The 19,788-nt window shown below is 65.0% G+C and carries 23 protein-coding genes, 4 tRNA genes, 3 pseudogenes and 1 riboswitch; of the genes and pseudogenes, 11 read left to right on the top strand and 19 right to left on the bottom strand.

The genetic code is table 11. From position 1 onward, the window contains the following. Nucleotides 1-117 precede the first annotated feature (117 nt). From rplL to A7A08_RS00530, 9 genes and pseudogenes are all read right to left on the bottom strand, one after another. Nucleotides 118-498: a 50S ribosomal protein L7/L12 gene (gene rplL / locus A7A08_RS00570; RefSeq protein WP_069093627.1), complete on the bottom strand. Its 381-nt coding sequence runs from the start codon at nt 496-498 to the stop codon at nt 118-120. 62 nt (nt 499-560) lie between these two features. Further along, a complete protein-coding gene (gene rplJ, locus A7A08_RS00565; RefSeq protein WP_069093626.1) occupies nt 561-1,079 on the bottom strand; it encodes a 50S ribosomal protein L10 in 519 nt (172 codons plus the stop codon). 380 nt (nt 1,080-1,459) lie between these two features. Continuing rightward, nucleotides 1,460-2,157: pseudogene (rplA, locus tag A7A08_RS00560) on the bottom strand (50S ribosomal protein L1). A 5-nt stretch (nt 2,158-2,162) separates the two neighbouring features. Then, on the bottom strand, nt 2,163-2,588 hold the full coding sequence (gene rplK, locus A7A08_RS00555; protein WP_069093624.1) for a 50S ribosomal protein L11: 426 nt from the start codon (nt 2,586-2,588) through the stop codon (nt 2,163-2,165). A 47-nt stretch (nt 2,589-2,635) separates the two neighbouring features. Next, nucleotides 2,636-3,166, bottom strand: a complete 531-nt coding sequence (nusG, locus tag A7A08_RS00550) for a transcription termination/antitermination protein NusG (protein ID WP_069093623.1) — start codon at nt 3,164-3,166, stop codon at nt 2,636-2,638. Nucleotides 3,167-3,173: 7 nt separating this feature from the next. Continuing rightward, nucleotides 3,174-3,371, bottom strand: a complete 198-nt coding sequence (gene secE / locus A7A08_RS00545; protein WP_069093622.1) for a preprotein translocase subunit SecE — start codon at nt 3,369-3,371, stop codon at nt 3,174-3,176. A 178-nt stretch (nt 3,372-3,549) separates the two neighbouring features. Then, nucleotides 3,550-3,626: transfer RNA gene (locus tag A7A08_RS00540), tRNA-Trp, on the bottom strand. Between the two features lie 146 nt (nt 3,627-3,772). Then, nucleotides 3,773-3,846, bottom strand: a tRNA-Gly gene (locus tag A7A08_RS00535). A 22-nt stretch (nt 3,847-3,868) separates the two neighbouring features. Next, nucleotides 3,869-3,953, bottom strand: a tRNA-Tyr gene (locus A7A08_RS00530). Nucleotides 3,954-4,250: 297 nt separating this feature from the next. Here A7A08_RS00530 and rlmB point away from each other — a divergent pair. Next, entirely contained in the window at nt 4,251-5,090 is an 840-nt protein-coding gene (gene rlmB, locus A7A08_RS00525) for a 23S rRNA (guanosine(2251)-2'-O)-methyltransferase RlmB (RefSeq protein WP_069093621.1), read from the top strand. Between the two features lie 50 nt (nt 5,091-5,140). Here rlmB and A7A08_RS16090 read toward each other — a convergent pair whose 3' ends face one another. Beyond that, on the bottom strand, nt 5,141-5,530 hold the full coding sequence (locus tag A7A08_RS16090) for a hypothetical protein (RefSeq protein WP_169822878.1): 390 nt from the start codon (nt 5,528-5,530) through the stop codon (nt 5,141-5,143). Between the two features lie 178 nt (nt 5,531-5,708). Then, complete coding sequence (locus A7A08_RS00515) at nt 5,709-6,050, bottom strand: hypothetical protein (protein ID WP_069093619.1); 342 nt, start codon at nt 6,048-6,050, stop codon at nt 5,709-5,711. A gap of 253 nt (nt 6,051-6,303) precedes the next feature. Here A7A08_RS00515 and A7A08_RS15805 point away from each other — a divergent pair, with 253 nt between their 5' ends. The 3 genes from A7A08_RS15805 (at nt 6,304) to A7A08_RS00500 (ending at nt 8,266) form a co-directional block, all read left to right on the top strand. Then, on the top strand, nt 6,304-6,591 hold the full coding sequence (locus A7A08_RS15805) for an ElaB/YgaM/YqjD family protein (RefSeq protein ID WP_069093618.1): 288 nt from the start codon (nt 6,304-6,306) through the stop codon (nt 6,589-6,591). 11 nt (nt 6,592-6,602) lie between these two features. Further along, the gene (locus A7A08_RS00505) at nt 6,603-7,025 is read left to right on the top strand and encodes a hypothetical protein (RefSeq protein ID WP_069093617.1); all 423 of its coding nucleotides are present in this window, start codon (nt 6,603-6,605) and stop codon (nt 7,023-7,025) included. Between the two features lie 206 nt (nt 7,026-7,231). Next, nucleotides 7,232-8,266 carry an outer membrane protein gene (locus tag A7A08_RS00500; RefSeq protein ID WP_141693784.1) on the top strand — a complete coding sequence of 345 codons (1,035 nt, stop codon included), beginning with the start codon at nt 7,232-7,234 and terminating at the stop codon, nt 8,264-8,266. A gap of 26 nt (nt 8,267-8,292) precedes the next feature. Here A7A08_RS00500 and A7A08_RS16085 read toward each other — a convergent pair whose 3' ends face one another. Further along, nucleotides 8,293-8,520, bottom strand: coding sequence for an invasion associated locus B family protein (locus A7A08_RS16085; protein ID WP_245290797.1), 228 nt, complete (start codon nt 8,518-8,520; stop codon nt 8,293-8,295). Nucleotides 8,521-8,528: 8 nt separating this feature from the next. Continuing rightward, entirely contained in the window at nt 8,529-8,792 is a 264-nt protein-coding gene (locus A7A08_RS00490; protein ID WP_069093614.1) for an invasion associated locus B family protein, read from the bottom strand. Between the two features lie 537 nt (nt 8,793-9,329). On the opposite strand from A7A08_RS00490, the gene A7A08_RS00485 reads away from it, so the two are divergent. Further along, nucleotides 9,330-9,405, top strand: a tRNA-Thr gene (locus tag A7A08_RS00485). 28 nt (nt 9,406-9,433) lie between these two features. On the opposite strand, the gene cobF is transcribed toward A7A08_RS00485, so the two are convergent. Next, nucleotides 9,434-10,216, bottom strand: coding sequence for a precorrin-6A synthase (deacetylating) (gene cobF / locus A7A08_RS00480; protein WP_069093613.1), 783 nt, complete (start codon nt 10,214-10,216; stop codon nt 9,434-9,436). Nucleotides 10,217-10,391: 175 nt separating this feature from the next. On the opposite strand from cobF, the gene cobT reads away from it, so the two are divergent. The 3 genes and pseudogenes from cobT to cobS all read left to right on the top strand — a co-directional run. Continuing rightward, the gene (cobT, locus tag A7A08_RS00475; protein WP_069093612.1) at nt 10,392-11,450 is read left to right on the top strand and encodes a nicotinate-nucleotide--dimethylbenzimidazole phosphoribosyltransferase; all 1,059 of its coding nucleotides are present in this window, start codon (nt 10,392-10,394) and stop codon (nt 11,448-11,450) included. Further along, entirely contained in the window at nt 11,444-12,055 is a 612-nt protein-coding gene (locus tag A7A08_RS00470) for a histidine phosphatase family protein (protein WP_069093611.1), read from the top strand. The genes cobT and A7A08_RS00470 overlap by 7 nt, the downstream gene beginning before the upstream one ends. Before the next feature lie 41 nt (nt 12,056-12,096). Beyond that, a pseudogene (cobS, locus tag A7A08_RS00465) lies at nt 12,097-12,840 on the top strand (adenosylcobinamide-GDP ribazoletransferase); the annotation flags it as partial. Nucleotides 12,841-12,879: 39 nt separating this feature from the next. On the opposite strand, the gene A7A08_RS17235 reads toward cobS, so the two are convergent. Both A7A08_RS17235 and cobD read right to left on the bottom strand, forming a co-directional pair. After that, a complete protein-coding gene (locus A7A08_RS17235; RefSeq protein ID WP_083226334.1) occupies nt 12,880-13,770 on the bottom strand; it encodes a DUF1289 domain-containing protein in 891 nt (296 codons plus the stop codon). Between the two features lie 57 nt (nt 13,771-13,827). Continuing rightward, entirely contained in the window at nt 13,828-14,862 is a 1,035-nt protein-coding gene (gene cobD, locus A7A08_RS00455) for a threonine-phosphate decarboxylase CobD (RefSeq protein WP_069093608.1), read from the bottom strand. Between the two features lie 39 nt (nt 14,863-14,901). Here cobD and cbiB point away from each other — a divergent pair, with 39 nt between their 5' ends. Further along, on the top strand, nt 14,902-15,876 hold the full coding sequence (gene cbiB / locus A7A08_RS00450) for an adenosylcobinamide-phosphate synthase CbiB (RefSeq protein WP_069093607.1): 975 nt from the start codon (nt 14,902-14,904) through the stop codon (nt 15,874-15,876). Here cbiB and A7A08_RS00445 read toward each other — a convergent pair. From A7A08_RS00445 to cobU, 3 genes are read right to left on the bottom strand one after another with little or no spacing between them, the layout of a single operon-like run. Further along, the gene (locus tag A7A08_RS00445) at nt 15,866-17,341 is read right to left on the bottom strand and encodes a cobyric acid synthase (protein ID WP_069093606.1); all 1,476 of its coding nucleotides are present in this window, start codon (nt 17,339-17,341) and stop codon (nt 15,866-15,868) included. The two genes, cbiB and A7A08_RS00445, sit on opposite strands and share 11 nt — an antisense overlap. A 16-nt stretch (nt 17,342-17,357) precedes the next feature. Further along, on the bottom strand, nt 17,358-17,969 hold the full coding sequence (gene cobO / locus A7A08_RS00440; protein ID WP_069093605.1) for a cob(I)yrinic acid a,c-diamide adenosyltransferase: 612 nt from the start codon (nt 17,967-17,969) through the stop codon (nt 17,358-17,360). Beyond that, complete coding sequence (cobU, locus tag A7A08_RS00435) at nt 17,966-18,508, bottom strand: bifunctional adenosylcobinamide kinase/adenosylcobinamide-phosphate guanylyltransferase (protein WP_069093604.1); 543 nt, start codon at nt 18,506-18,508, stop codon at nt 17,966-17,968. Before cobU ends, cobO begins: the two co-directional genes overlap by 4 nt. A gap of 53 nt (nt 18,509-18,561) precedes the next feature. After that, a riboswitch (cobalamin riboswitch) is annotated at nt 18,562-18,755 on the top strand. 35 nt (nt 18,756-18,790) lie between these two features. Here cobU and A7A08_RS00430 point away from each other — a divergent pair. Next, nucleotides 18,791-18,988, top strand: coding sequence for a CbtB domain-containing protein (locus A7A08_RS00430; RefSeq protein WP_069093603.1), 198 nt, complete (start codon nt 18,791-18,793; stop codon nt 18,986-18,988). Between the two features lie 9 nt (nt 18,989-18,997). Next, nucleotides 18,998-19,764: pseudogene (locus A7A08_RS00425) on the top strand (CbtA family protein). Nucleotides 19,765-19,788 lie beyond the last annotated feature (24 nt).

Raw genomic sequence — 19,788 nt, 5'->3', positions numbered from 1 at the left:
TCGCCGGAACCCCCGCAACGGTGGCGGAGGCTCAGGTGAGTCGTCTCAAAAACATTCATTTCGATGGGTTGACCGGGCGAGCACATATGGCGCTCGCCCGGACGGGTTTCAACCCAACTATTTGAGCTCGACTGTCGCACCCGCGTCTTCGAGCTTCTTCTTGATCTCCTCGGCTTCGGCCTTCGGAGCGCCTTCCTTCACCGGCTTGGGCGCACCCTCGACCAGATCCTTGGCTTCCTTCAGACCAAGACCCGTGATGGCACGGACCTCCTTGATCACGTTGATCTTCTGGGCGCCGGCCGCGGTCAGGACGACGTCGAACTCGTCCTTCTCCTCAGCCGCAGCAGCTTCGCCGCCGCCGCCAGCGGCAACGCCCGCAACTGCGACCGGCGCAGCGGCGGAAACGCCCCACTTCTCTTCCAGCATCTTGGCCAGGTCGGCGGCCTCGAGCACGGTCAGCTCGGACAGCTGGTCAGCAATCTTTTCCAAATCAGCCATAACTCTTGTCCTTGTCGGTTCGAATCTCGATCAGTGTTTCAAGTCGCCTTTGCGTAACGGCATCAAGCGGCTTCACCTTTCTGCGCATATGCGCTGAGAACCCGGGCCATCTTGCCGGCCGGTGCATTGACCACCTGGGCGATCTTGGTGCCAGGTGCCTGCACGAGGCCGACCAGCTTGCCGCGAAGCTCGTCGAGCGAAGGCAGAGAGGCGAGCGAGTCCACGCCCTGGGGATCCAGCGCCGTGGCGCCCATCGTGCCGCCCAGGATCACGAACTTGTCGTGGGCCTTGGCGAACTTGACGGCCACTTTCGGCGCCGCCACCGGATCGTCGGAATAGGCGATGCAGGTCGGACCCTGCATCAGTTCCGTGATCGCCGTGGCGTCGGTTCCTTCGAGCGCAAGCTTGACCAGCCTGTTCTTCGCCACCTTGACCGTGCCCCCTGCTTCGCGCATTTGGCGACGCAGAGCGGTCATGTCGGCGACGGACAAGCCGGAGTAGTGAGCCACGACGACCACGCCTGTATTGGCGAAGACATCGTGAAGCGCCGTTACGACTTCGCGCTTCTCAGCTCTATCCACTGCTCACTCCGTAATTTAGCCGAAGGCCTAAAACCTTCAGCCGCTTCACACCTGCCGCCTGGAAAACGCAAAAAGCGGCCCATGCAAAGAAGCCGCCCCGCTCTTCCAAGCGACGCTCCAATGCCTGTCCGCTTTACGCCCAAGATGGACGTTGAAGCCGTTTCCGAGGTTCAAACCGATCTCCCGGCGCGCCGGAGACAATCCGCACGCGCCATAGAACCGTTCGTTTCCCCGTCTCATGCAGGCCCTTGAGGTCTCCAAACCGAGCACTCAAGCTCTTAAGCGGTCACCCGCACCTGCAATCTCGGACAGGTTTGGCCCGCCTCGATCAATCGAGCGACGGGCCACTCCCGGGGCCGAAGCCCCGAAACTCAAATCTCTTACGCGCTACCGGCCTTCGACGTCTCAACCTTGACGCCCGGCCCCATGGTCGACGTCACGGCGATCCGCTTCAGGAACGTGCCCTTGGCACCCGTCGCTTCGCCTTGATCACCGCGTCGATGAACGCCTGGATATTCTCCTGCAGGGCCGACTCGGTGAAGCTCGCCTTGCCGACGCCGGCATGCACGATGCCCGCCTTCTCGACGCGGAACTCCACGGCGCCGCCCTTGGCGGCCGCGACGGCCTCGGCGACATCGGTTGTCACCGTGCCGACCTTCGGGTTCGGCATCAGGCCACGCGGGCCGAGCACCTTACCGAGACGGCCGACGAGCGGCATCATGTCCGGCGTGGCGATGCAGCGGTCGAAATTGATATTGCCCTTCTGCACCTCCTCGACGAGGTCTTCGGCACCGACCACATCCGCACCGGCGGCCTTGGCCTCGTCGGCCTTGTCGCCTTTCGCGAAGACGCCGACGCGAAGCGTGCGGCCGGACCCGTTGGGCAGCTGGCAGACGCCGCGCACCATCTGGTCCGCATGGCGCGGATCGACACCGAGATTCATCGCCACCTCGACGGTCTCGTCGAACTTGGCCTTGGCGCGGTCCTTGATCATCTTGACCGCTTCTTCAAGCGAATAGGTCGCCTCGCGGTCGATGTTCTCGCTCGCCGCGCGGTAGCGTTTGCCGGGCTTGCTCATTCTTCCTACTCCACCGTGAGACCCATCGAGCGGGCGGACCCCTCGACGATCTTCATCGCTTGTTCAACGCTGTTGGCGTTGAGATCCTTCATCTTCGCTTCGGCGATCTCCCGAAGCTGATCCTGATTCACCTTGCCGGCGCTCTCCTGCCCGGGAGCCTTCGAGCCCTTGCCGATCTTCGCCGCCTTCTTCAGGAGATAGGACGCCGGCGGCGTCTTCGTCTCGAAGGTGAAGGAGCGGTCGGCATAGACCGTGATAACTGTCGGCAGGGGCGAGCCCGGCTCGCTGTCCTGGGTCGCTGCGTTGAACTGCTTGCAGAACTCCGCGATATTCACGCCGCGCTGACCCAGCGCAGGGCCGATCGGCGGGGCGGGGTTCGCCTGTCCCGCGGGGACCTGCAGCTTGATGTAGCCATCGATCTTCTTTGCCATCTTCGTCTCTTTCTACGCTTGTCCTACGCGGACCGCCCGCTGCGGCCCTAGAGCTTCTCGACTTGCCCGTATTCCAGCTCGACCGGCGTCGCGCGCCCAAAGATCGAAACCGCAACCTTGAGCCGCGCGCGCTCCTCGTCGACCTCTTCCACCAAACCGTTGAACGAGGCGAACGGCCCATCGGCCACCCGCACCTGCTCGCCGATCTCGAAGCTGACCGACGGCTTCGGCCGGTCCACACCCTCCTGCACCTGCTGCAGGATACGGGTCGCTTCCGCCTCGCTGATCGGCACCGGCTTATTGTCCGTGCCGAGGAAGCCCGTCACCTTCGGCGTGTTCTTGATCAGATGGTAGGTCTCGTCGGTGAGCTCCATCTTGACCAGCACATAGCCCGGGAAGAACTTCCGCTCCGAGGCCACCTTCCGGCCGCGGCGGACTTCAACCACTTCTTCCATCGGCACCAGCACCTGCTCGAACTTCTCTTCGAGCCCGGAGGACACCGCGTGTTCCTTGATAGACTCCGCGACCTTCCGCTCGAAATTCGAGTAGGCGTGAACGATGTACCAGCGCATTGCCATATCAGCTCTACGCTCCAAGTCCGAGGATGAAGCTGACAGCCGTGCCCATGACATAATCGGCGGCAAGGAAGAACAGCGACGCCAGGATCGACATGATCACCACCATGATCGTGGTGATGATGGTCTCCCGCCGCGTGGGCCAGGTGACCTTCGAAACCTCGGTCCGCACTTCCTGCAGAAACTCGAATGGGTTCGTTCTCGCCATCGCCTCAAAATGCTTTCTCAGCGCCTGCCCTAAATCGTGCGGGCTGCGCCGCTTCTCGTTTCCAAACCAGGCGGGGCTCTGCGGATAACCGTCCCGGAGCTCTCCGGCTTCGCTCTTCGGCCTCCCCGGCCTTAAGCTCTCGTCTTCAGAGTCCTGTCTTCAGGGTCCTGCCTTGCCGTGGCAGGAGTGGAGGGACTCGAACCCCCAACCCCCGGTTTTGGAGACCGGTGCTCTAGCCAGTTGAGCTACACTCCTATTGGCATCAACGCCAAGCTCTCGCCGCCTCGCTGTCTCGCCCGTTCTACCGTCTCAAACCGCTCCGATGGCTGCGCCGCCGCTGATTGAAAGCGCGTCCGCCAGCCTCTTAGCTTCCGACCTCTGCCACCGGCGCTCCGGAAAGTTGGAGCGGGTGAAGGGAATCGAACCCTCATCGTCAGCTTGGAAGGCTGCTGCTCTACCATTGAGCTACACCCGCACGCGCCGACTCAAGGAAGGGTTGGTGGAGGGGGTTGGATTCGAACCAACGTAGGCATAGCCAACGGGTTTACAGCCCGTCCCCTTTAGCCACTCGGGCACCCCTCCTTAAGACGAATTGTCGGAGTTATGTCTAACCAAGCAAAAAGGCCCCGCCGCTAGCCCGCAGGGTCCGTCAAAGACCTTGGTTTATGGAAAGCTGGGACCCGCCTGTCAACTCCAAATCCGTCCGGCGGGACGTGTTTTGGCAAGAATTTCCAGCCATGTCACCCCCAGAGCCCCCTCTCGGCGCCTGATCCAACCGCCTGTAATCCGCCGACGGTGACGAGCCGTCTTGGCTTCCGCTACGAGATAGGGCATCCCCTAGGGGAGATTCGCCCTCAGCACCAGCCAAAGCCGATTGCAATGCCGCCGCCCCCCTCGAAAACACCCAAGCGCACCCGCAGAGATGGGGCTCAGGCGAGATTCGCTGGCGGAAAGCGCCCGCGCCCCGGCGGCCGGGGCGGACCACGCCGGGACACCGGTGCCGACGGTCCCCACTGGCTTTACGGGCTTCACGCCGTCGAGGCTGCGCTTCGCAACGATAGGCGTGAAGTCCATCGTGCACTCGCCACGCCTAACGCCGCAAAAAAGCTGGAAGACTCCCTGGCCGCCCGAGACCTCAAGATCGAAACGGTCGCCCCGAAGCACCTCGACAAGCTTCTGGGACCCGACCAGGTGCATCAGGGAATCGCCATCGAAGTGGCCCCCCTGCCCGCCCTCGACCTCGGCGACCTGCCGGACTGCTCGGTCGTGCTCATTCTCGATCAGGTGACGGATCCCCACAATGTCGGGGCTCTACTCCGCTCGGCCGCTGCCTTTGGCGCCGGTGCGCTCATCATGCAGGAGCGCCACAGCGCGCCGCTGAACGCCACACTGGCCAAGACCGCCAGTGGCGCCCTGGACCTGGTGCCCGTGATATTGGTGCGGAACCTCGCGCAAGCCATGGAGGCTCTGAAGGAGCGCGGCTACTGGCTGGTCGGGTTCGCCGAAGAAGGCGCTGACGCCCTTGAGACGACCGCTCCGCGCCACCCCCTGGGCATCGTGCTCGGCGCCGAAGGCCGCGGCCTGCGTGAGCTCACGCGGAAGACCTGCGATCAGCTCTGCCGCATCACCACAAGGGATTCGCTGGCGAGTCTCAACGTCTCCAATGCAGGCGCCATCGCTCTGCACTGGGCGGCATCACAGGCTGAGACTAAGAGTTAGGAAGAGAATTCAGGAATGAGGAAGAGGCGCTAAGCCCCTCCCCCAGTTCCTCAAAACAGCTTCAGCCTAGTTGCAGAAGCGGCGGCCGAAAGCGTCGTACCAGCAATCCTGGCGGAAATAGCCGCAGGACCGGACACCCAGACCGCAGCCCACGGAGCATTCGCCGTATAGCCGCCCGCATAGAGCGGATAGCGGTAGGATGTGTAGCAATTGCCCCCGCAACGGCGGGACCGGCGGAGCGGAATGGGATTGGGCTGCGGAACGGCGTAGACCACCTCAGGCGGCGCAACCGGAACCGGCTCCACCACCACCGGGGCCGGGACGACCGCCACACGGGCGCAGCGCGCCTTCCAGCAGCCGGCTTCGGCCTGATTGCCCAGCGGCAGGGTAACCCCGAAGGCCAGCGCAAGCACCGCAGCGAGACTCAATACAAACTTCATCTTGCGGACTCCAACGAGAACGCCATCCCGCTTGAGCAAGGTCATCCTGCCGGCGAATGGCGCGCGAAGTCTGCAACAGCACCCGTATCGAGCGCGTTAACGCGCGGAATTTAAGACGTAAATCGGGTCTGAACCGCTGATCCGGATTGACACGTCGGCCGAACGAGAGGCCTGGACGCTACTTCAATCCTCCGGGCGCCGGTGCGTACTGACCAGCAGGCCGTTCCGGATAGTGGAAATACGGCATGCAGCGGGCATAATCGTGAGATCCCTGATAGGGACGGTAATACCACCAGTAGCGTCCTTCGACGCAGTAGAGTTCCTGGGGCTGCTGGCGGCGATGCCAGAACAGGACCGGCTCGACCAGCCCCGCATCCGCGCCTTGAACAGCGTGCTGAACCGGCCCGACGACTGCCGCCGGAACGCCTGCTTCCGAAATGCTGGGCGACGCCAGCCAAGCCAAGCCGACAGCTGCGGCGGCCAAGAGACGCCGCCATCCCTGAATGCGATTGCCTTGCATCGATTTCCCCTGCTCCGATGCGATCTCGAATTTGGCGGCAGCTTATCGCAAGAGAGGCGTGCCGTCGCCCGAAATGATCGGAATATCAGCCGCTTTCATCGGGCGTAAAGACGCAACCCGCTATCATGCCCGACACTGCACGCCGATCGGTCCCCTCGACCGAGACGAGAGTGCGGCGATTCTATGGAACTGCGGGCCCGGCGGCAAGTTAACCGGGTACCACGCCGATATTTCGAGAGAAGGAAATTTACGCATGTCCACTGATGATCTTCGCTCTGGCACAAAGAAAACAGCGACCAGCGCCGGCGCCAACCCGTCCGAGGCCGAGAGCATGGCCGATCACGTCGCTTCGATCCGCGATGAGATCGACGGCCTGAAGCACACCGTGACCGACATCGCCAACCGCCAGATGGGGCGCGCCCAGGACATGGCTCGCGAGAAAGCCTACGAGGCTGAAGACGCGATCCGCAAAAATCCGCTTCAGGCGGTCGCCATCGCGGCTGGGCTCGGCTTCCTCTTCGGCGTGTTCACCCGCCGCTAGGACAGGCTTTCATGTTTGGAAAAATACTTGGACTGGTCTCCAGTCTGCAGATCGGAGCGCGCATCAAGGAGAAGGCCGAGGCCATCAAGCGGCAGGCCATCGTCGCCGTCATCGGCGTCGTTTTTCTCCTCTTCGCGTTTATCTTCGGTCTGCTGGCCGGGTACCACGCACTTATTGAAATTGCCGAATTCTCGCCTCTCGAAGCCGCAGGCATCGTTGCGGGCGGGATGTTGCTCCTGGCTTGCTTCATCCTTGCCGCCATCCCCCTTTTCGGGGAGCGGCCGAGCAAGCCGAAACCTCAAATGATGGTCGAGGCCGGGACCCAGACCCTGGAGATGGCTGAGCAGAGCTTGAATCAGGCCATGCGGCGGACCAGCCCCATAACGCTGCTCGCAGTCGCGTTTGCGGCGGGACTTCTCGCAAGCAGACGCTAGCCACCGGCGTCTATTTGCCGATTCCTGTCGCGCGACCCGCCCTCAGAGGGGGCGCGCAGCAAAGATCGAACAGCCCGGCGGGGATCTCCCCAATGCCGGGCTGTTTCATATCGAACCGCCTCTTAAGCGGCTGTTAACCATCCGATCCCCACTCTTGGCGACACCAAGACGCGCATCGCGACTCGCCCTTGAACCGTGGGGAAAAGATGAGACTGGACCTTCGTCACCTCTTATTGGGATTGGCCTTCGGCATGGCCTATGGCGCGATAGCCGTGCCTGCCCAAGCCCAGACCTATGGCGGCGTGGTCCCGATCTATCAGGGCGGCGCGAACCCGATCCAGCCCGAGGTCTACATCCCCCCGCCCCCGACACCTGAGCCGAATTTTCAGATGGGAATGCGGTTCTGGGCGAGCGAAGGCAGCACGAAATACAGCATCGATTCGGCCCGCGTGAACCCCGCGTTGGGAAGCCCGACCTCCGTCCTTGATTATGACGGAATGCAGGGCCGGACGCTCGAATACACCCTGCGGGCCGAGAACCCGAGCCAATGGTTCTTCAAAGGCTTCGCCGGCGGTGGCTGGCTGAGCGGCGGCAGCCTCGACGACGAGGACTACTTCGCCGGTCAGGTGAAGTTCTCCGATACCTACAGCAGTATCGAAGATTCCAGCATGCTCTACGGCACCGCCGATATCGGCAAGCGTTTCACGGTTTCGACCGCCGGCCCGCAGGTCGATGTCAGCCCCTTCGTCGGCTTCAACTACTGGGGCGAGACGGCCGATGCTTACGGTGCGCGCTGCAACGGCGGCACCCTCTGCCCGGCCGGGACGAATCTCGTTGCCCCGGGGTCACGCGTGATCCGCAACGAAGCGAACTGGTACTCGCTGCGCCTGGGCACTGAAGTGAAAGCGAAGTTCTTCGATCGGGTCACCCTGATCGGCGAGTTCGCGCTGCTGCCCATTGCCGGAATCTACAACGAAGACAGCCACCTCTACCGCGCCGACCTCGGCCCCGTGCCGAACATCCAGGGCAGAGGCACCGGCTGGGGCTACCAGGTCGAGGCGGCGGCTCAGGTGGATATCACCGAGAACTGGGCGCTGACCGGCGGCTTCCGGTACTGGTACGCTGAAACCAACGGCACCCAGAAGTTCGTGGCCAGCGAGACCGACGTGGATCTGAACGACTTCACCAGCGAGCGGGTCGGCGTGTACGGCGATGTGACCTACAAGTTCTTCACCTACTAGGTCAGCACCGGCCGCTTCGGCGAAAGCTACTCCATCAGCTCGGCGGAGCGCTTCCGCGCCTCGTCGAAACCTTTGAGCGAGATGGTGAGCTTCACCGGCTCGCTGCTGGAGCCGTTCTCGGCATTGATGCTGAGCGTCTCGGCTGAAGAGAGCTTGGCGATCTGGCCCGCGTCCAACGTGACCGGCGCCACACAGCCTGCCTCGACGCAGGTGGTGAAGCCCACCGGCTCGCCGAGCTGATCCTTGTCGTCCACTTTCAACGTCAGCCCTTGGCCAAGCGCAGCCCGAACGGCGCGAGGATCACGCCCTCGATCCCGTCCCCTTCCGGGCGAAGCTCCATGCTGAGAAGCCGCTGGCCGGTCTGCTTGTTGCCGAGCGCCTGGCTGAACACGCAGCGCTTGCCCTCCGCCTGAACCGAGCACCCGACCGTCCAGTCCTCATGGGTTTCCGTCAGGGACGACGCACCGCCCGGCAAGCTCACATTCGGCTTCACCGGCGTGGCGATCGACTGGGCTTGCACCGGCATCGCAGCGCCTGCCGCCAAGCCGAGCCCTCCGGCCAGAAAAACCGATTTAGCTGCAGCGCGCAGCCCACCGAAACGACGATTCTCTTGCCCACTCACCTGGCGCATCACTCAATCCTTCCATCCTCTTGAAACGACTCTGTTCTTCCCCGTTTGCGGCGAGATTCCCGTCTGCCGCAGACATTGTCCCAAGAGCCCAAGACCAGCCGAACTTCGATCCTCATCCCAAGATCCCTCGCCCGAAAGGGCAAGTCTTCCGCGACATAGCGCGGATGGCCAGCCCAACGGAAGCCCGCATGGCGCCTAGAGGCAGCAAAAATCGATGCCAACGCAAGGAAAAGCATATCTGACCGTGAAAACGCCGCGCGCAGACGCTCGCAGCAGCTGGGCTTTGGGCGGACACCCCAGGGCAAACGCAAGGGCACCTTGCGCCTTCCCGCTTGAAGCCACCCGCCTCCCCGGCTATCCAAGGTGCGTCGGACCGCGTCGCGCTCCTTCGCGGCATAGGACGTTTCGGTTCGACAGAAGCGCCATCCAAATGCCGGCTTAGCTCAGTTGGTAGAGCGGCTGATTTGTAATCAGTAGGTCGGGGGTTCGAATCCTCCAGCCGGCACCATTTTCTCGGCGCATCGAGGCCGCCCTGATCACAGAAGACCGCGGTCGCGGGATTGCGCGGCGGCGCCCTGCCGGATCAGATAGATATCCATGATCCAGCCTTTGCGGTCTCGGCAGGCGGCGCGCAGGCGCTTGATTTCGGCGAGCACCTTCGGGACGGGACCGGACATCAGCACCTCGTCCTCGCTGCCGAGATACGCCCCCCACCAGATCCGGCAATCGCGGCCCTCCAGCGCGTCGAGCCCCGCGCCGCCATCCAGCATGACGACGATGGTACCGTCCGGCGGGAAACGTTCGGCCAGCTTCCTGCCGGTCGTGATCAGCACCGCTTCGCCGATCTCGTTGAGAGGGATGCGGTGGGCGGCGGCCAGAGCGTGAAGGCTGCTGACCCCGGGGATGACCGCATGCTCGAAGGCGAGCCCCTCCTCATCCCGCATGCGATCGAGAATCCGCAAGGTGCTGTCGTAGAGGGAGGGATCGCCCCAGACGAGAAGCGCCGCGGTTTCGTCCTCGCCCACATCCTCGCGAACGAGACGCGAGAACGCCGCCGCCTTCGCCCCATGCCAATCGTCGACGCCATGCTTGTAGCCGGCTGACGCATCGCGCTTGGGGCTTTCGGCCTCCACCCAGCGCGGAGGGTTATCTTCGCAGAACCTGGTGACGATCTCCTTCCGAAGATCGGTCAGGTCCGACTTCTCCGCACCCTTGTCGAGCACCAGCACCACATCGGCCCGCTGCAGGGCCTCGATGCCCTGCACGGTCATATGATTCGGATTGCCGGTCCCGATGCCGATCACGAAAAGCTTCTTCACGCCTTCTCCTCGCCGGTGCTGTTCGCGCCTGCAAATCCCGCCTGCAAATCCCGCTTCGGCTTCTCTTAGAGAGTGCAATGGCCCTGTTCAATCGGGACGGACCCAACGTGTCTCCTTGACGGCGGGCGCCCCCTTGTCATCCATTCCAGCCCTCAGCCGAGAGGAAGGACATCTGGTGAAAGACGCCGACTGGTTCCGCGACCCCTGCCCGCAACCCTCCAAAACACACGAAGAAGGGGCGGAAGCGCGCCAAACCTCCCTGACCAAGCCACCAGGCTCCCTAGGAGTACTAGAGCGCCTGGCCGTCCGCCTTGCCGGACTGCAGGGCACGGACCGGCCGAAGGCGGAGAACGTCGCTATCGTGCTCTTTGCCGGCGACCATGGAATCACGGCGCAGGGCGTCTCGCCGTACCCGTCGGATGTCACCGTTCAGATGCTCGGGAACTTCATCCAAGGGGGGGCGGCCATCTCCGTGCTCTCCCGGGAATTGAACGCTTCCCTCGAAGTTGTCGATGCGGGTTCCCTCGCCCCGGATGACCTTCCCGGCGTCGTCACCGACAAACCAAGAAGAGGCACAGGCGACTTCTCCGCCGAACCCGCCATGACCGCCGCGGAGCTGGCTTTCGCACTGGCCGCAGGCCGGCGCGCGGTCGAACGCGCAGCGAATGCCAAACCGGATGTGCTGGTGCTCGGGGAGATGGGCATCGGCAACACCACTTCGGCCGCGGCCATTACCGCTTCATTGCTGGATTTGCCACCCGTGGAGATCGTCGGCGCCGGCGCCGGACTCGATGACGAGGGCATCCGGCGCAAGGCCGCCACCATCGCCGATGCGTTGCAGCTCCATGGCCTGACAGGAGCCTTAGCCGACCCCTTGGCCGTGCTGCAGGCGGTCGGCGGGCTGGAGATCGCAGCGTTGGCCGGGGCCATGATCGCTGCCGCACAGGCCCGTATTCCGGTGCTGGTGGACGGCTTCATCGTCACCGCCGCGGCGCTGACCGCTGCGCGGATAAACCCCGCCTGCCGGGACTGGCTGATCTTCTCTCACCGCTCTTTCGAACGCGGTCACCAGATCGTGCTTCAGGCCCTCGAAGCCGAGCCCCTGCTCGATCTTCGCCTCCGCCTCGGCGAGGGCTCTGGCGCGGCCGTTGCGGTGCCGCTTCTCCGGCTCGCCTGCGCGCTTCATGCGGGCATGGCGACCTTCGAGGAGGCGAGCGTCTCGGGCCCGTGCTGATCGATCTCATCCGCCATGGCGCGACAGCGTCGCCCGGCCTGCTGCTGGGCCGGACCGACCCGCCGCTTTCGCCGACAGGCTGGGCTCAGTTCGCAGCCCAGACGGAGGCGCGGTCCTGGCCCCACATCGTGACCTCGCCGCTGCGCCGGGCGCGGGAGGCTGCCGAAAGCCTCGCGGCGGCGCGCGGGCTGAGCGCCCATATCGACGCCAACTGGGCCGAGATGGATGTTGGCGAATGGGACGGTCAGCCGATCGCGGCCCTCCGCGACGATCCCGACACCAAAACGCGGCTCGATGCCTTCTACGCGGACGACACCGCTCCCCCGCCTCCCGGCGGCGAAAGTTGGGAGGATCTGCGCCAACGGGTGGCAAGCGGCCTGGACGATCTTCTTGCGGCCGCGCCGCAATCGCAGGACGAGAGCGCCGCGGCCTTGGTCGTCACCCATGGCGGACCGATTCGAGCCGCCCTCGGCGTCACCTGCACCCTGCCCTTGGCCCATCTCTGGACCCTACGGGTCGCCTATGGCACACGGGTCAGCCTGCGCTTCGGCCGGGGTGACGACGGTCGATTCTGGGGCGAGATCGTAGAGATCGTGCAGCCGTGACGGAGATGCCATAATCGGCGACTCATGACAGACGGGGAACAATGATGCGCTGGCCGGAAGGAAACGACGCGTGGCGCGAAGCGGCTCGGGATCACTGGCGCCGCTTCTGCCATGCCGGCCAGTTTCTGACCCGCCTGCCCACGCCGCCAATTCGAGACTTCAGACAGGACGACCTTTCTCGCTCCGCCATCTGGTTTCCGGCGGTCGGGCTGATCATCGGTGTCCTGCTTGCCATCGCCGTCTGGCTCGGTGGACAGCTCTCGCCGTGGCTCGGCGGACTTTTCGGATTGATCCTCTGGGTCTGGGTGACCGGCGCCCTCCATCTCGACGGTCTTGGCGACGTGGCGGATGGGCTTGGCGCCGCTCACCGGGCGCCCCAACGCTTCTTGGAGGTGCTGCGCGACCCCCATATCGGCGCCTTCGGCGTCATCGCCATCGTGGTTCAGCTCATGGCGAAGCTGGTTCTGCTGGGCCTGCTCGCCGGCCCCGAGTTCCTTCCCGCCCTGCTCCTCGTCCCGGCCTGGGCCCGTTGGGGCCCGCTCATCTGGAGCCTGATGGTGCCGCCTCTCGCAGGCGGCACGGGCGAGCGCTTCTCCTGGTCCATCGATTGGCCCACCGTCGCCACTGAAGGAGTTGTTCTCGGCATCCTGAGCCTCTGGCTCGCGCCGTCGCTCCTGCTCGCCTTCATCATCGTGCCGGCGATCTCATTCTATTGGCTGAACCGGATCGGCGGCATCACCGGCGATTGCCTCGGCGCAAGCGTGGAGGTGACCGAGAGCCTCCTGCTGCTCGTCCTCTTCGTCGCGATCGCGACTAGACCTGCGCTAGGCGGCCGGTTCACCCGGATAGAAGATGGCGATGGGAGAAGCGTATTCGGGTATCTTCAGCGCCTCGGGCGCATCGTCGCCGGAGGCCAAAAACTCCGGCAGGAAATGCGTGTGCGGTCCGGCGGGCGAACGCTCATCCGGCGAGGGGATATCCGATAAGACCTCAATCCGTGCCAGGGCCGACTCCACGACTCGTGTCGGGCTGGCGCGGGTAATCTCCGCCCCCAGCGAGGCGAGCACGTCAGCCCAATCCTTGCCGACGGCGCCATCGAGTATCGAAACGAAATCTGGGTCGCCGGTCCGGATGCAGAAGCGGTGGCCTGACCGGCCGAGACCGAAATCGAACAGCTCTTCGCTCCTATTCTCCCCCGCGATGGCATCCTCGTCGGAACCAACCCGCGTGAACGATTCGGCAAGCGGGAGAACCGCCCGGCGCTTCGGCAGGCCGAGCACGACCGGTCCGTCGCCATCGAATGCGAAAGCGCGCAACTTCTCGTGCATGCGCAACCGGAAGCGCGCCCCCGGCACGGAAGCCGTCACGGTCTCGCCGTCGTGCAAGACCTCGGCGGGCTGATCGAAAGCCGGAAACTCCGCGGTCGCCCCCGGCACGCCGGTGACCCACGTCCCCTGCCCCTCGCGAATGGTTCGGGCAACCCAATCTGCAAATTCGCCGCCCATCAGAGGCAGCAGCCGGAGCCGCACCGAAAGCGCCTCGAGCCTCTGCGGCAGCTCGGCCCAGATTGCGTCCTGGCTTGTCGGATCGAGGCCGCCCCACGCACCGATCTCGTCGCCCGTCCGGCCACAGCCCAGGCAGAAGCCCGTGCGGTCGTCGAGCTGGCAAACGCCGATGCAGGGCGATAGCCGGGGCGCTTGGGTGATGACACTCATGAACGGCTCCCTACAAGATTGCAGCGCGGCTGTAACGGGTCGGGCCGCCGCATGAGCTCATGCATCATCCGACCAGGTGTGGAGTGCAGCTTGGAGACGCTGCCAGGCGGCCTCGTCTCCCGGCAGGCCGAACCGCAACCAGCGCGGATGCTCCGGAAACTGCCTCACATAGACACCCGCCTCACCCAGCGCCAGGGCAACATCTCCCGCTTTGTCATGGGCAATGAGCCGGAACAGCGGCGTGGCGCCCACGATCTCGCAGCCGAATCCAGTGAGCAACCCGTCCAGGCGGGAGCCGTCCTCCTTCAGGGTTTCCCGGATCTCATCGAGCCAAACGTCGTCGTTGAGAGCGGCGGTTCCCACCTGGAGCGCCGGCACAGGAACGGACCACGGCCCGAGATCGTCGCGCAGCCCTGCGGCGATATCCTCTGCGGCGACCGCAAAACCGAGCCGCACCCCGGGCAACCCGTACATTTTGCCGAAGGAGCGGAGAACGATGGACGAGCGGGGGAGCTGCGGAATGAGGCTCGCCTCGGCATCCATTGCGTCTGCGAAAGCCTCGTCGATCACGAGGAGGCCTCTGCGCTCCTCCAGCGCCGCGGCAATGCCGCGCAATTCCTCGACGGAAAACATCCGCCCCGTCGGGTTGTTGGGATTAACGATGACGACCGCCCTGGCCTCGCCGATCTCGGTGAGATCCCCCACCTCTCGAACCCGATGGCCTTCCCGCCGCCAGGCTTTCCCATGCTCGCTATAGGTCGGACCGAGCACGGCCACGTCACAGGACGGCAGAAGCCTCGGAACCCGCTGGATGAGCGTCTGAGTGCCCGGTGCGGCGACGAGCATTCCGCCGTTCGCAACGCCGTAGCGCCGGCAGGCCGCCTCGGTCAGCGCACGCTCATCTGACGCTTGCGGAAGACGCGCCCACGCTGCCGTATCGAAGTCCGGGACCGGATAGGCGTGGGGATTGATCCCCGTGGAAAGATCGATCCAGGGCGTCGGCGCGTTCGGAAAACGACTCCGCGCGGTGTCGAGATCGCCGCCGTGAAGGTCGCCTTCGTGCAGCGCAGGTTCCGGCGGCCGCACCGTCATGCTAACTCCTGCGTCCGCTCGACCGCTACCGGACCGTCCATGTTCGCGCTCCTTACCCTCTTCGCTCTCGCCTTCGATGCCGGCCTCGGCTACCCGGCCTGGCTGTTCGCGCGGATCGGCCATCCAGTGAGCTGGATCGGCTGGCTCATAACATGGTGCGAGCAGCGCTGGAACGGTCCCGACCGAAGCGCCGAAGCCAGGCGACTGGCGGGACTCGGCACCCTCCTCCTCTGTCTCACGGTGGTTCTGGCCGCAACCCTCTGCCTGGTCCTTGCACTGGATTGGCTGCTCCCGAGCCCGGTCGCTCTCGTTCTCTTGGGTCTCTTCGCGAGCAGCCTCATCGCCCAGCGGAGCCTCGACGACCACGTCGCCGCGGTGGCCGCCGCCCTGGACGGTGGATCCCTCCACGAGGCCCGCCGAGCCGTTTCCCGCATCGTCGGCCGTGATCCGCAAGGCCTCGACAGCCACGCCATCGCCCGTGCCGCCATCGAGAGCCTTGCTGAGAATTTCTCCGACGGCGTGACGGCCCCGGCCTTCTGGATGGTGATCGCCGGCCTGCCGGGCGCCGCCCTCTACAAGACCGTCAACACCGCCGACAGCATGATCGGGCATCGGAACGCGCGCTACGAATCCTTCGGCTGGGCATCGGCGCGGCTGGACGATCTAGCGAACCTGCCCGCCTCCCGCATCACGGCCGTTTCCCTGGCTGCCGCGGCGGCGCTGCTGCCCTGGGCGGATGGTGCCGGCGCGCTCCGCTCCGTCCGGCGCGATGCCGGTCGCCACCGTTCGCCCAATGCGGGCTGGCCGGAAGCCGCCATGGCCGGCGCGCTCGGATTGCGCCTGGCGGGCCCCCGTGTCTATGGCGGCAAGACGGTTGAAGATCACTGGATGGGCGACGGCCGGGCGGATGCAGATTCATCGGACGTCAGGCGTGCCCTGATCCTGTTCCGGACGGCTGCCCTGCTCCAGGCGACGGTGGTGGGTCTGCTGGCGCTTCTTCTCGTCAGCCTTTGAGGCGAGGCTCACGGGCGAGACTCAGGAGCGCATCGCAATCCACGTGTCGCTCCAGATGATCCGCCAGCGCGTCCAGCGCGGCGTCAATCTCCGCTTCGTAGCTGGCCGCCGACGGTCCGGCCCCCAGCCGCTCCAGCCAGGCGCCCCGCTGGCCATCGTCGGTGAACAGCCCATGCACATGGCATCCCTGCACATTGCCCGCCGGGTTCGAAGCCCCATCTTCCCGCCCGTCGGCGAACAGAAGCATGGGCCGTGCGCAGTCCGGTCCGCCCGTCCGGCCCACATGCATCTCGTAGCCTTTGAACGGCAGGCCCGACACGAAGGCCTTCCCGGTGACGTCGTGGAGGAGCTTCTCGCGCGTGAGCAGCGTCTTCACGTCGAGCAGGCCGAGGCCCTTTATGCTGCCCGGCTCGCCTTCGATCCCTTCAGGATCGGAGATCTTCCTGCCCAGCATCTGATAGCCGCCGCAAATGCCGAGCACTTGTCCGCCGCGGCGCAGATGAGCGGCGAGATCGATATCCCATCCCGTCTCCCGCAGCGCCCTCAGATCGGCGATGGTCGCCTTCGACCCCGGCAGGATCACCAAATCCGCATCGCCTGGAACAGGCGTGCCCGGATTGAGATAGACAAGATCGACCCCCGGCTCCTGGGCAAGCGGATCGAAATCGTCGAAGTTCGAAATCCGCGGATAGGCCAGCACCGCGATGCGAACCTTGTTCCCCTTGGCGCCGGCGGGCCGGGCCTTCACACCGAGCGCATCTTCCTCCGGGAGCCGCTGGGCGGCATGCAGGTACGGAATCAGCCCCAACGCCCGCCAGCCGGTGAGCTCTGCGATATGCGTCATACCGTCGGCGAAGAGCGCCGGGTCGCCCCGGAACTTGTTCACCAGGAAACCGGCGATCTGTTCGGCATCGGCCGGATCGATCACCGTCTTGGTGCCCACCAGGCTCGCGATTACCCCGCCACGGTCGATATCCCCGATCAGGACCACCGGCACATCCGCCGTGCGGGCGAAGCCCATATTGGCGATATCGTTGGCGCGGAGATTGACCTCCGCCGGGGAGCCCGCCCCCTCGACCAGAACGAGATCGGCGTCTGCGCCTAAGCGCTCGAAACTGTTCAGCACCGCCGCCATAAGCTTCGGCTTGAGGGACTGATAGGCGCTGGCCTTGGCGGTGCCCATGACCTTGCCCTGGACCACGACCTGAGCGCCGATATCGCTCTGGGGCTTCAGCAGCACCGGGTTCATATGAACGCTCAAGGGAAGTCCGGCGGCCCGCGCCTGGAGTGCCTGGGCCCGCCCGATCTCGCCACCGTCCGCCGTGACCGCAGCATTGTTCGACATGTTCTGGGGCTTGAATGGCGCGACCTTCAGTCCACGCCGCCGGAACACGCGGGAGAAGCCGGCCACGAGCAGCGACTTGCCGACATCGGACCCCGTGCCTTGGAACATGATGGCTTTCATCGGGACGCTGCCGCCATCAGAATTCGATGCCTTCCTGGGCCTTCACCCCGGCATCGAAATGATGCTTCACCGGCGTCATCTCCGTGACGAGATCCGCCGCTTCGATGAGCTCCGGCTTCGCGTTGCGCCCGGTGACGACGATGTGGAGATCGCCGCGCCGTGCCTGGAGGACCGGAAGCACTTTCGCCAGATCGAGATGGCCGTAGCGGAGCGAGATATTGAGCTCGTCGAGGATCAGCATCCGGATGGAGGGATCGTCCATGAGCTCCTGGGCCTTGCCCCACGCCCGTTCCGCCGCAGCCACATCGCGTTCCCGGTCCTGGGTCTCCCAGGTGAACCCCTCGCCCAGGGTGTGCCAGACCACCTGGTCGCCGAAGGCTTCGACGGCTTTCTTCTCGCCCGTGTCCCACGCGCCCTTGCCGAACTGAACGACCCCGATTCGCAGCCCGCGGCCGAGCGCGCGAAGGAGCAGGCCGAAAGCGGCGGTCGACTTCCCCTTGCCCTTGCCGGTGTTGACGATCAGCAGGCCCTTCTCGATCGTCTTGCCCGCCACCTCGGCGTCTTGAACCGCCTTGCGGTTGGCCATTTTCTGCTTGTGGCGCTCTGAATCTTGGGGCGTGTCACTCATCGTCTGCCTCCGGTCTCTTGCGGCTTCACGGTCAGGGGAATCCCCGCCGTCATTAGCACGACGCGATCCGCGCACGCCGCCACCCGCTGGTTGAGAATACCTTGCGCATCGCGGAAGCGGCGGCCGAGCGGTGTCTCCGGCACGATGCCGAGCCCCACCTCGTTGGATACGGCGATCACCGGCCCGCGTGCAGCCCCCAAGGCTCCCAGGAGCGCTTCGGTCTCGTTTTCGAGATCGCGCTCCGCGAGCATGGCATTGGTCAGCCAAAGGGTGAGACAGTCGATCAAGAGGGGGGCGTCGCCGGCCTCCTCAATGGCGGCCACCAGGTAGAGAGGCGCCTCCACCGTTCGCCATTCGGCACCGCGCCGGGCGCGATGGGCTTCCAGCCTCGTTTCCATCTCCTCATCCCGTGCCTCGGCCGTGGCCACATATCGCCAGGGCGGCGGGACCTGCCGCAGCAGATCCTCCGCATACCGGCTCTTGCCGGAGCGGGCACCGCCCAGAACGAGGGTCAATCGGGGAAGGCTAGAACGGGTCATGGCGAAGACAAATCCAGCGAAGGCAAATTCGGTTGACGGCCGCAGGAGCGACCCCTTATCAAGACTAGGACGGTTCCCCGCAAGGGATTGAAAGGGAATGCGGTGCTGCCCCGAGGCAAAGACCGCAGCTGCCCCCGCAACTGTAATCGGCGAGCGTCAGGCCATGACACCACTGGGAAGACCCGGGAAGGTGGCCGGATGCGAAGACCCGAGAGCCAGGAGACCTGCCGTTCCATGTGTTCGACACTGTGAGGCCCCGGAGGGGTGGCCAAGGAGGCAGTTATGACGACCCATATCGATAATTCCATCGCTCATTCCGTCACCACCAGCAGCGCTGACCGTGCCGGTGTGCTGACCGCTGCGATGGTGGCGCTGGCCCTCGGAATGTCCCTGGTCTTCACGACCGGGTTCGCCCATCCGAGCGCTCTTCACAACGCAGCTCACGACACCCGCCACGCGCTCGGCTTCCCCTGCCACTAGGGGGCCTACATGATTTCGCGCGTTCTTGCGGCGGGGCTGCTGGCTGGCCTCCTGGCCGGGCTTGCCATTGCGATTCTGCAGGCTTTCACCACCACCCCGCTCATTCTCGAGGCCGAGGGCTTCGAAGGCGGTCACGTCCACGATCATTCCCACGAGCACGGTCAGATCGCCCCGACAGCGCCCGCCCGCCTGAGCAACGCCGTCTTTGAGCCAAGCGACCATGCCGCTCTCATCCCGGTCCATTCCGAGGAAGGTGGCGGTATGTGGATGCCGGCCGACGGGTGGGAGCGCACCATCTTCACCGGCATCGCCACGATCGGTACAGCCATCGGCCTGGCCCTGGTGCTTCTGGCGGGAATGCTGTTTGTCGGCGACCGCATCACCGAGCGGTCGGCCGTCGCCTGGGCGGGGGCGGGCTTCGTCGCCACGGGGCTGGCACCCGCCATGGGTCTGCGCCCGAACTGCCCGGTATGCCGGCGGCGGATCTGGTCAGCCGCCAGTCCTGGTGGTTCGCCACCGCGCTGTGCACGGCTGGGGGGCTCTGGTTGATCCTGCGTTCCGAGCACGGCTGGGCAAAGGCGTTGGGCGTGGCCCTCTTGCTGGCCCCACATATCTGGGGCGCACCCCATCTTGACGGACCGGTCGATAGCGATGTGCCGGCCTATCTTGCGGCCGAGTTCACCGGCGCCTCCCTCGGCGTGCATGCCGCCCTCTGGGGCCTGACCGGATTTCTCGTCGGCTTTTGGTGGCCCAGGCTGGCGCCCGCCGACGCTTAGAGGCTGCCATCGCCCGCCGGGCGG

The organism is Methyloligella halotolerans, from assembly GCF_001708935.1.
GTDB lineage: Bacteria > Pseudomonadota > Alphaproteobacteria > Rhizobiales > Methyloligellaceae > Methyloligella > Methyloligella halotolerans.
Note: the sequence above shows the minus strand (reverse complement) of the source record. Positions and strands in the feature narration are given on the sequence as shown.

Bases quoted from the DNA above. Each gene is read 5' to 3' on its own strand.
- rplL (WP_069093627.1), bottom strand. From the start codon at position 498: ATGGCTGATTTGGAAAAGATTGCTGACCAGCTGTCCGAGCTGACCGTG.
- rplK (WP_069093624.1), bottom strand. From the start codon at position 2,588: ATGGCAAAGAAGATCGATGGCTACATCAAGCTGCAGGTCCCCGCGGGA.
- nusG (WP_069093623.1), bottom strand. From the start codon at position 3,166: ATGGCAATGCGCTGGTACATCGTTCACGCCTACTCGAATTTCGAGCGG.
- secE (WP_069093622.1), bottom strand. From the start codon at position 3,371: ATGGCGAGAACGAACCCATTCGAGTTTCTGCAGGAAGTGCGGACCGAG.
- rlmB (WP_069093621.1), top strand. From the start codon at position 4,251: ATGCCGCCGCCCCCCTCGAAAACACCCAAGCGCACCCGCAGAGATGGG.
- A7A08_RS16090 (WP_169822878.1), bottom strand. From the start codon at position 5,530: ATGAAGTTTGTATTGAGTCTCGCTGCGGTGCTTGCGCTGGCCTTCGGG.
- A7A08_RS00515 (WP_069093619.1), bottom strand. From the start codon at position 6,050: ATGCAAGGCAATCGCATTCAGGGATGGCGGCGTCTCTTGGCCGCCGCA.
- A7A08_RS15805 (WP_069093618.1), top strand. From the start codon at position 6,304: ATGTCCACTGATGATCTTCGCTCTGGCACAAAGAAAACAGCGACCAGC.
- A7A08_RS00505 (WP_069093617.1), top strand. From the start codon at position 6,603: ATGTTTGGAAAAATACTTGGACTGGTCTCCAGTCTGCAGATCGGAGCG.
- A7A08_RS00500 (WP_141693784.1), top strand. From the start codon at position 7,232: ATGAGACTGGACCTTCGTCACCTCTTATTGGGATTGGCCTTCGGCATG.
- A7A08_RS00490 (WP_069093614.1), bottom strand. From the start codon at position 8,792: ATGCCGGTGCAAGCCCAGTCGATCGCCACGCCGGTGAAGCCGAATGTG.
- A7A08_RS17235 (WP_083226334.1), bottom strand. From the start codon at position 13,770: ATGAGTGTCATCACCCAAGCGCCCCGGCTATCGCCCTGCATCGGCGTT.
- cobD (WP_069093608.1), bottom strand. From the start codon at position 14,862: ATGACGGTGCGGCCGCCGGAACCTGCGCTGCACGAAGGCGACCTTCAC.
- cbiB (WP_069093607.1), top strand. From the start codon at position 14,902: ATGTTCGCGCTCCTTACCCTCTTCGCTCTCGCCTTCGATGCCGGCCTC.
- A7A08_RS00445 (WP_069093606.1), bottom strand. From the start codon at position 17,341: ATGAAAGCCATCATGTTCCAAGGCACGGGGTCCGATGTCGGCAAGTCG.
- cobO (WP_069093605.1), bottom strand. From the start codon at position 17,969: ATGAGTGACACGCCCCAAGATTCAGAGCGCCACAAGCAGAAAATGGCC.
- cobU (WP_069093604.1), bottom strand. From the start codon at position 18,508: ATGACCCGTTCTAGCCTTCCCCGATTGACCCTCGTTCTGGGCGGTGCC.
- A7A08_RS00430 (WP_069093603.1), top strand. From the start codon at position 18,791: ATGACGACCCATATCGATAATTCCATCGCTCATTCCGTCACCACCAGC.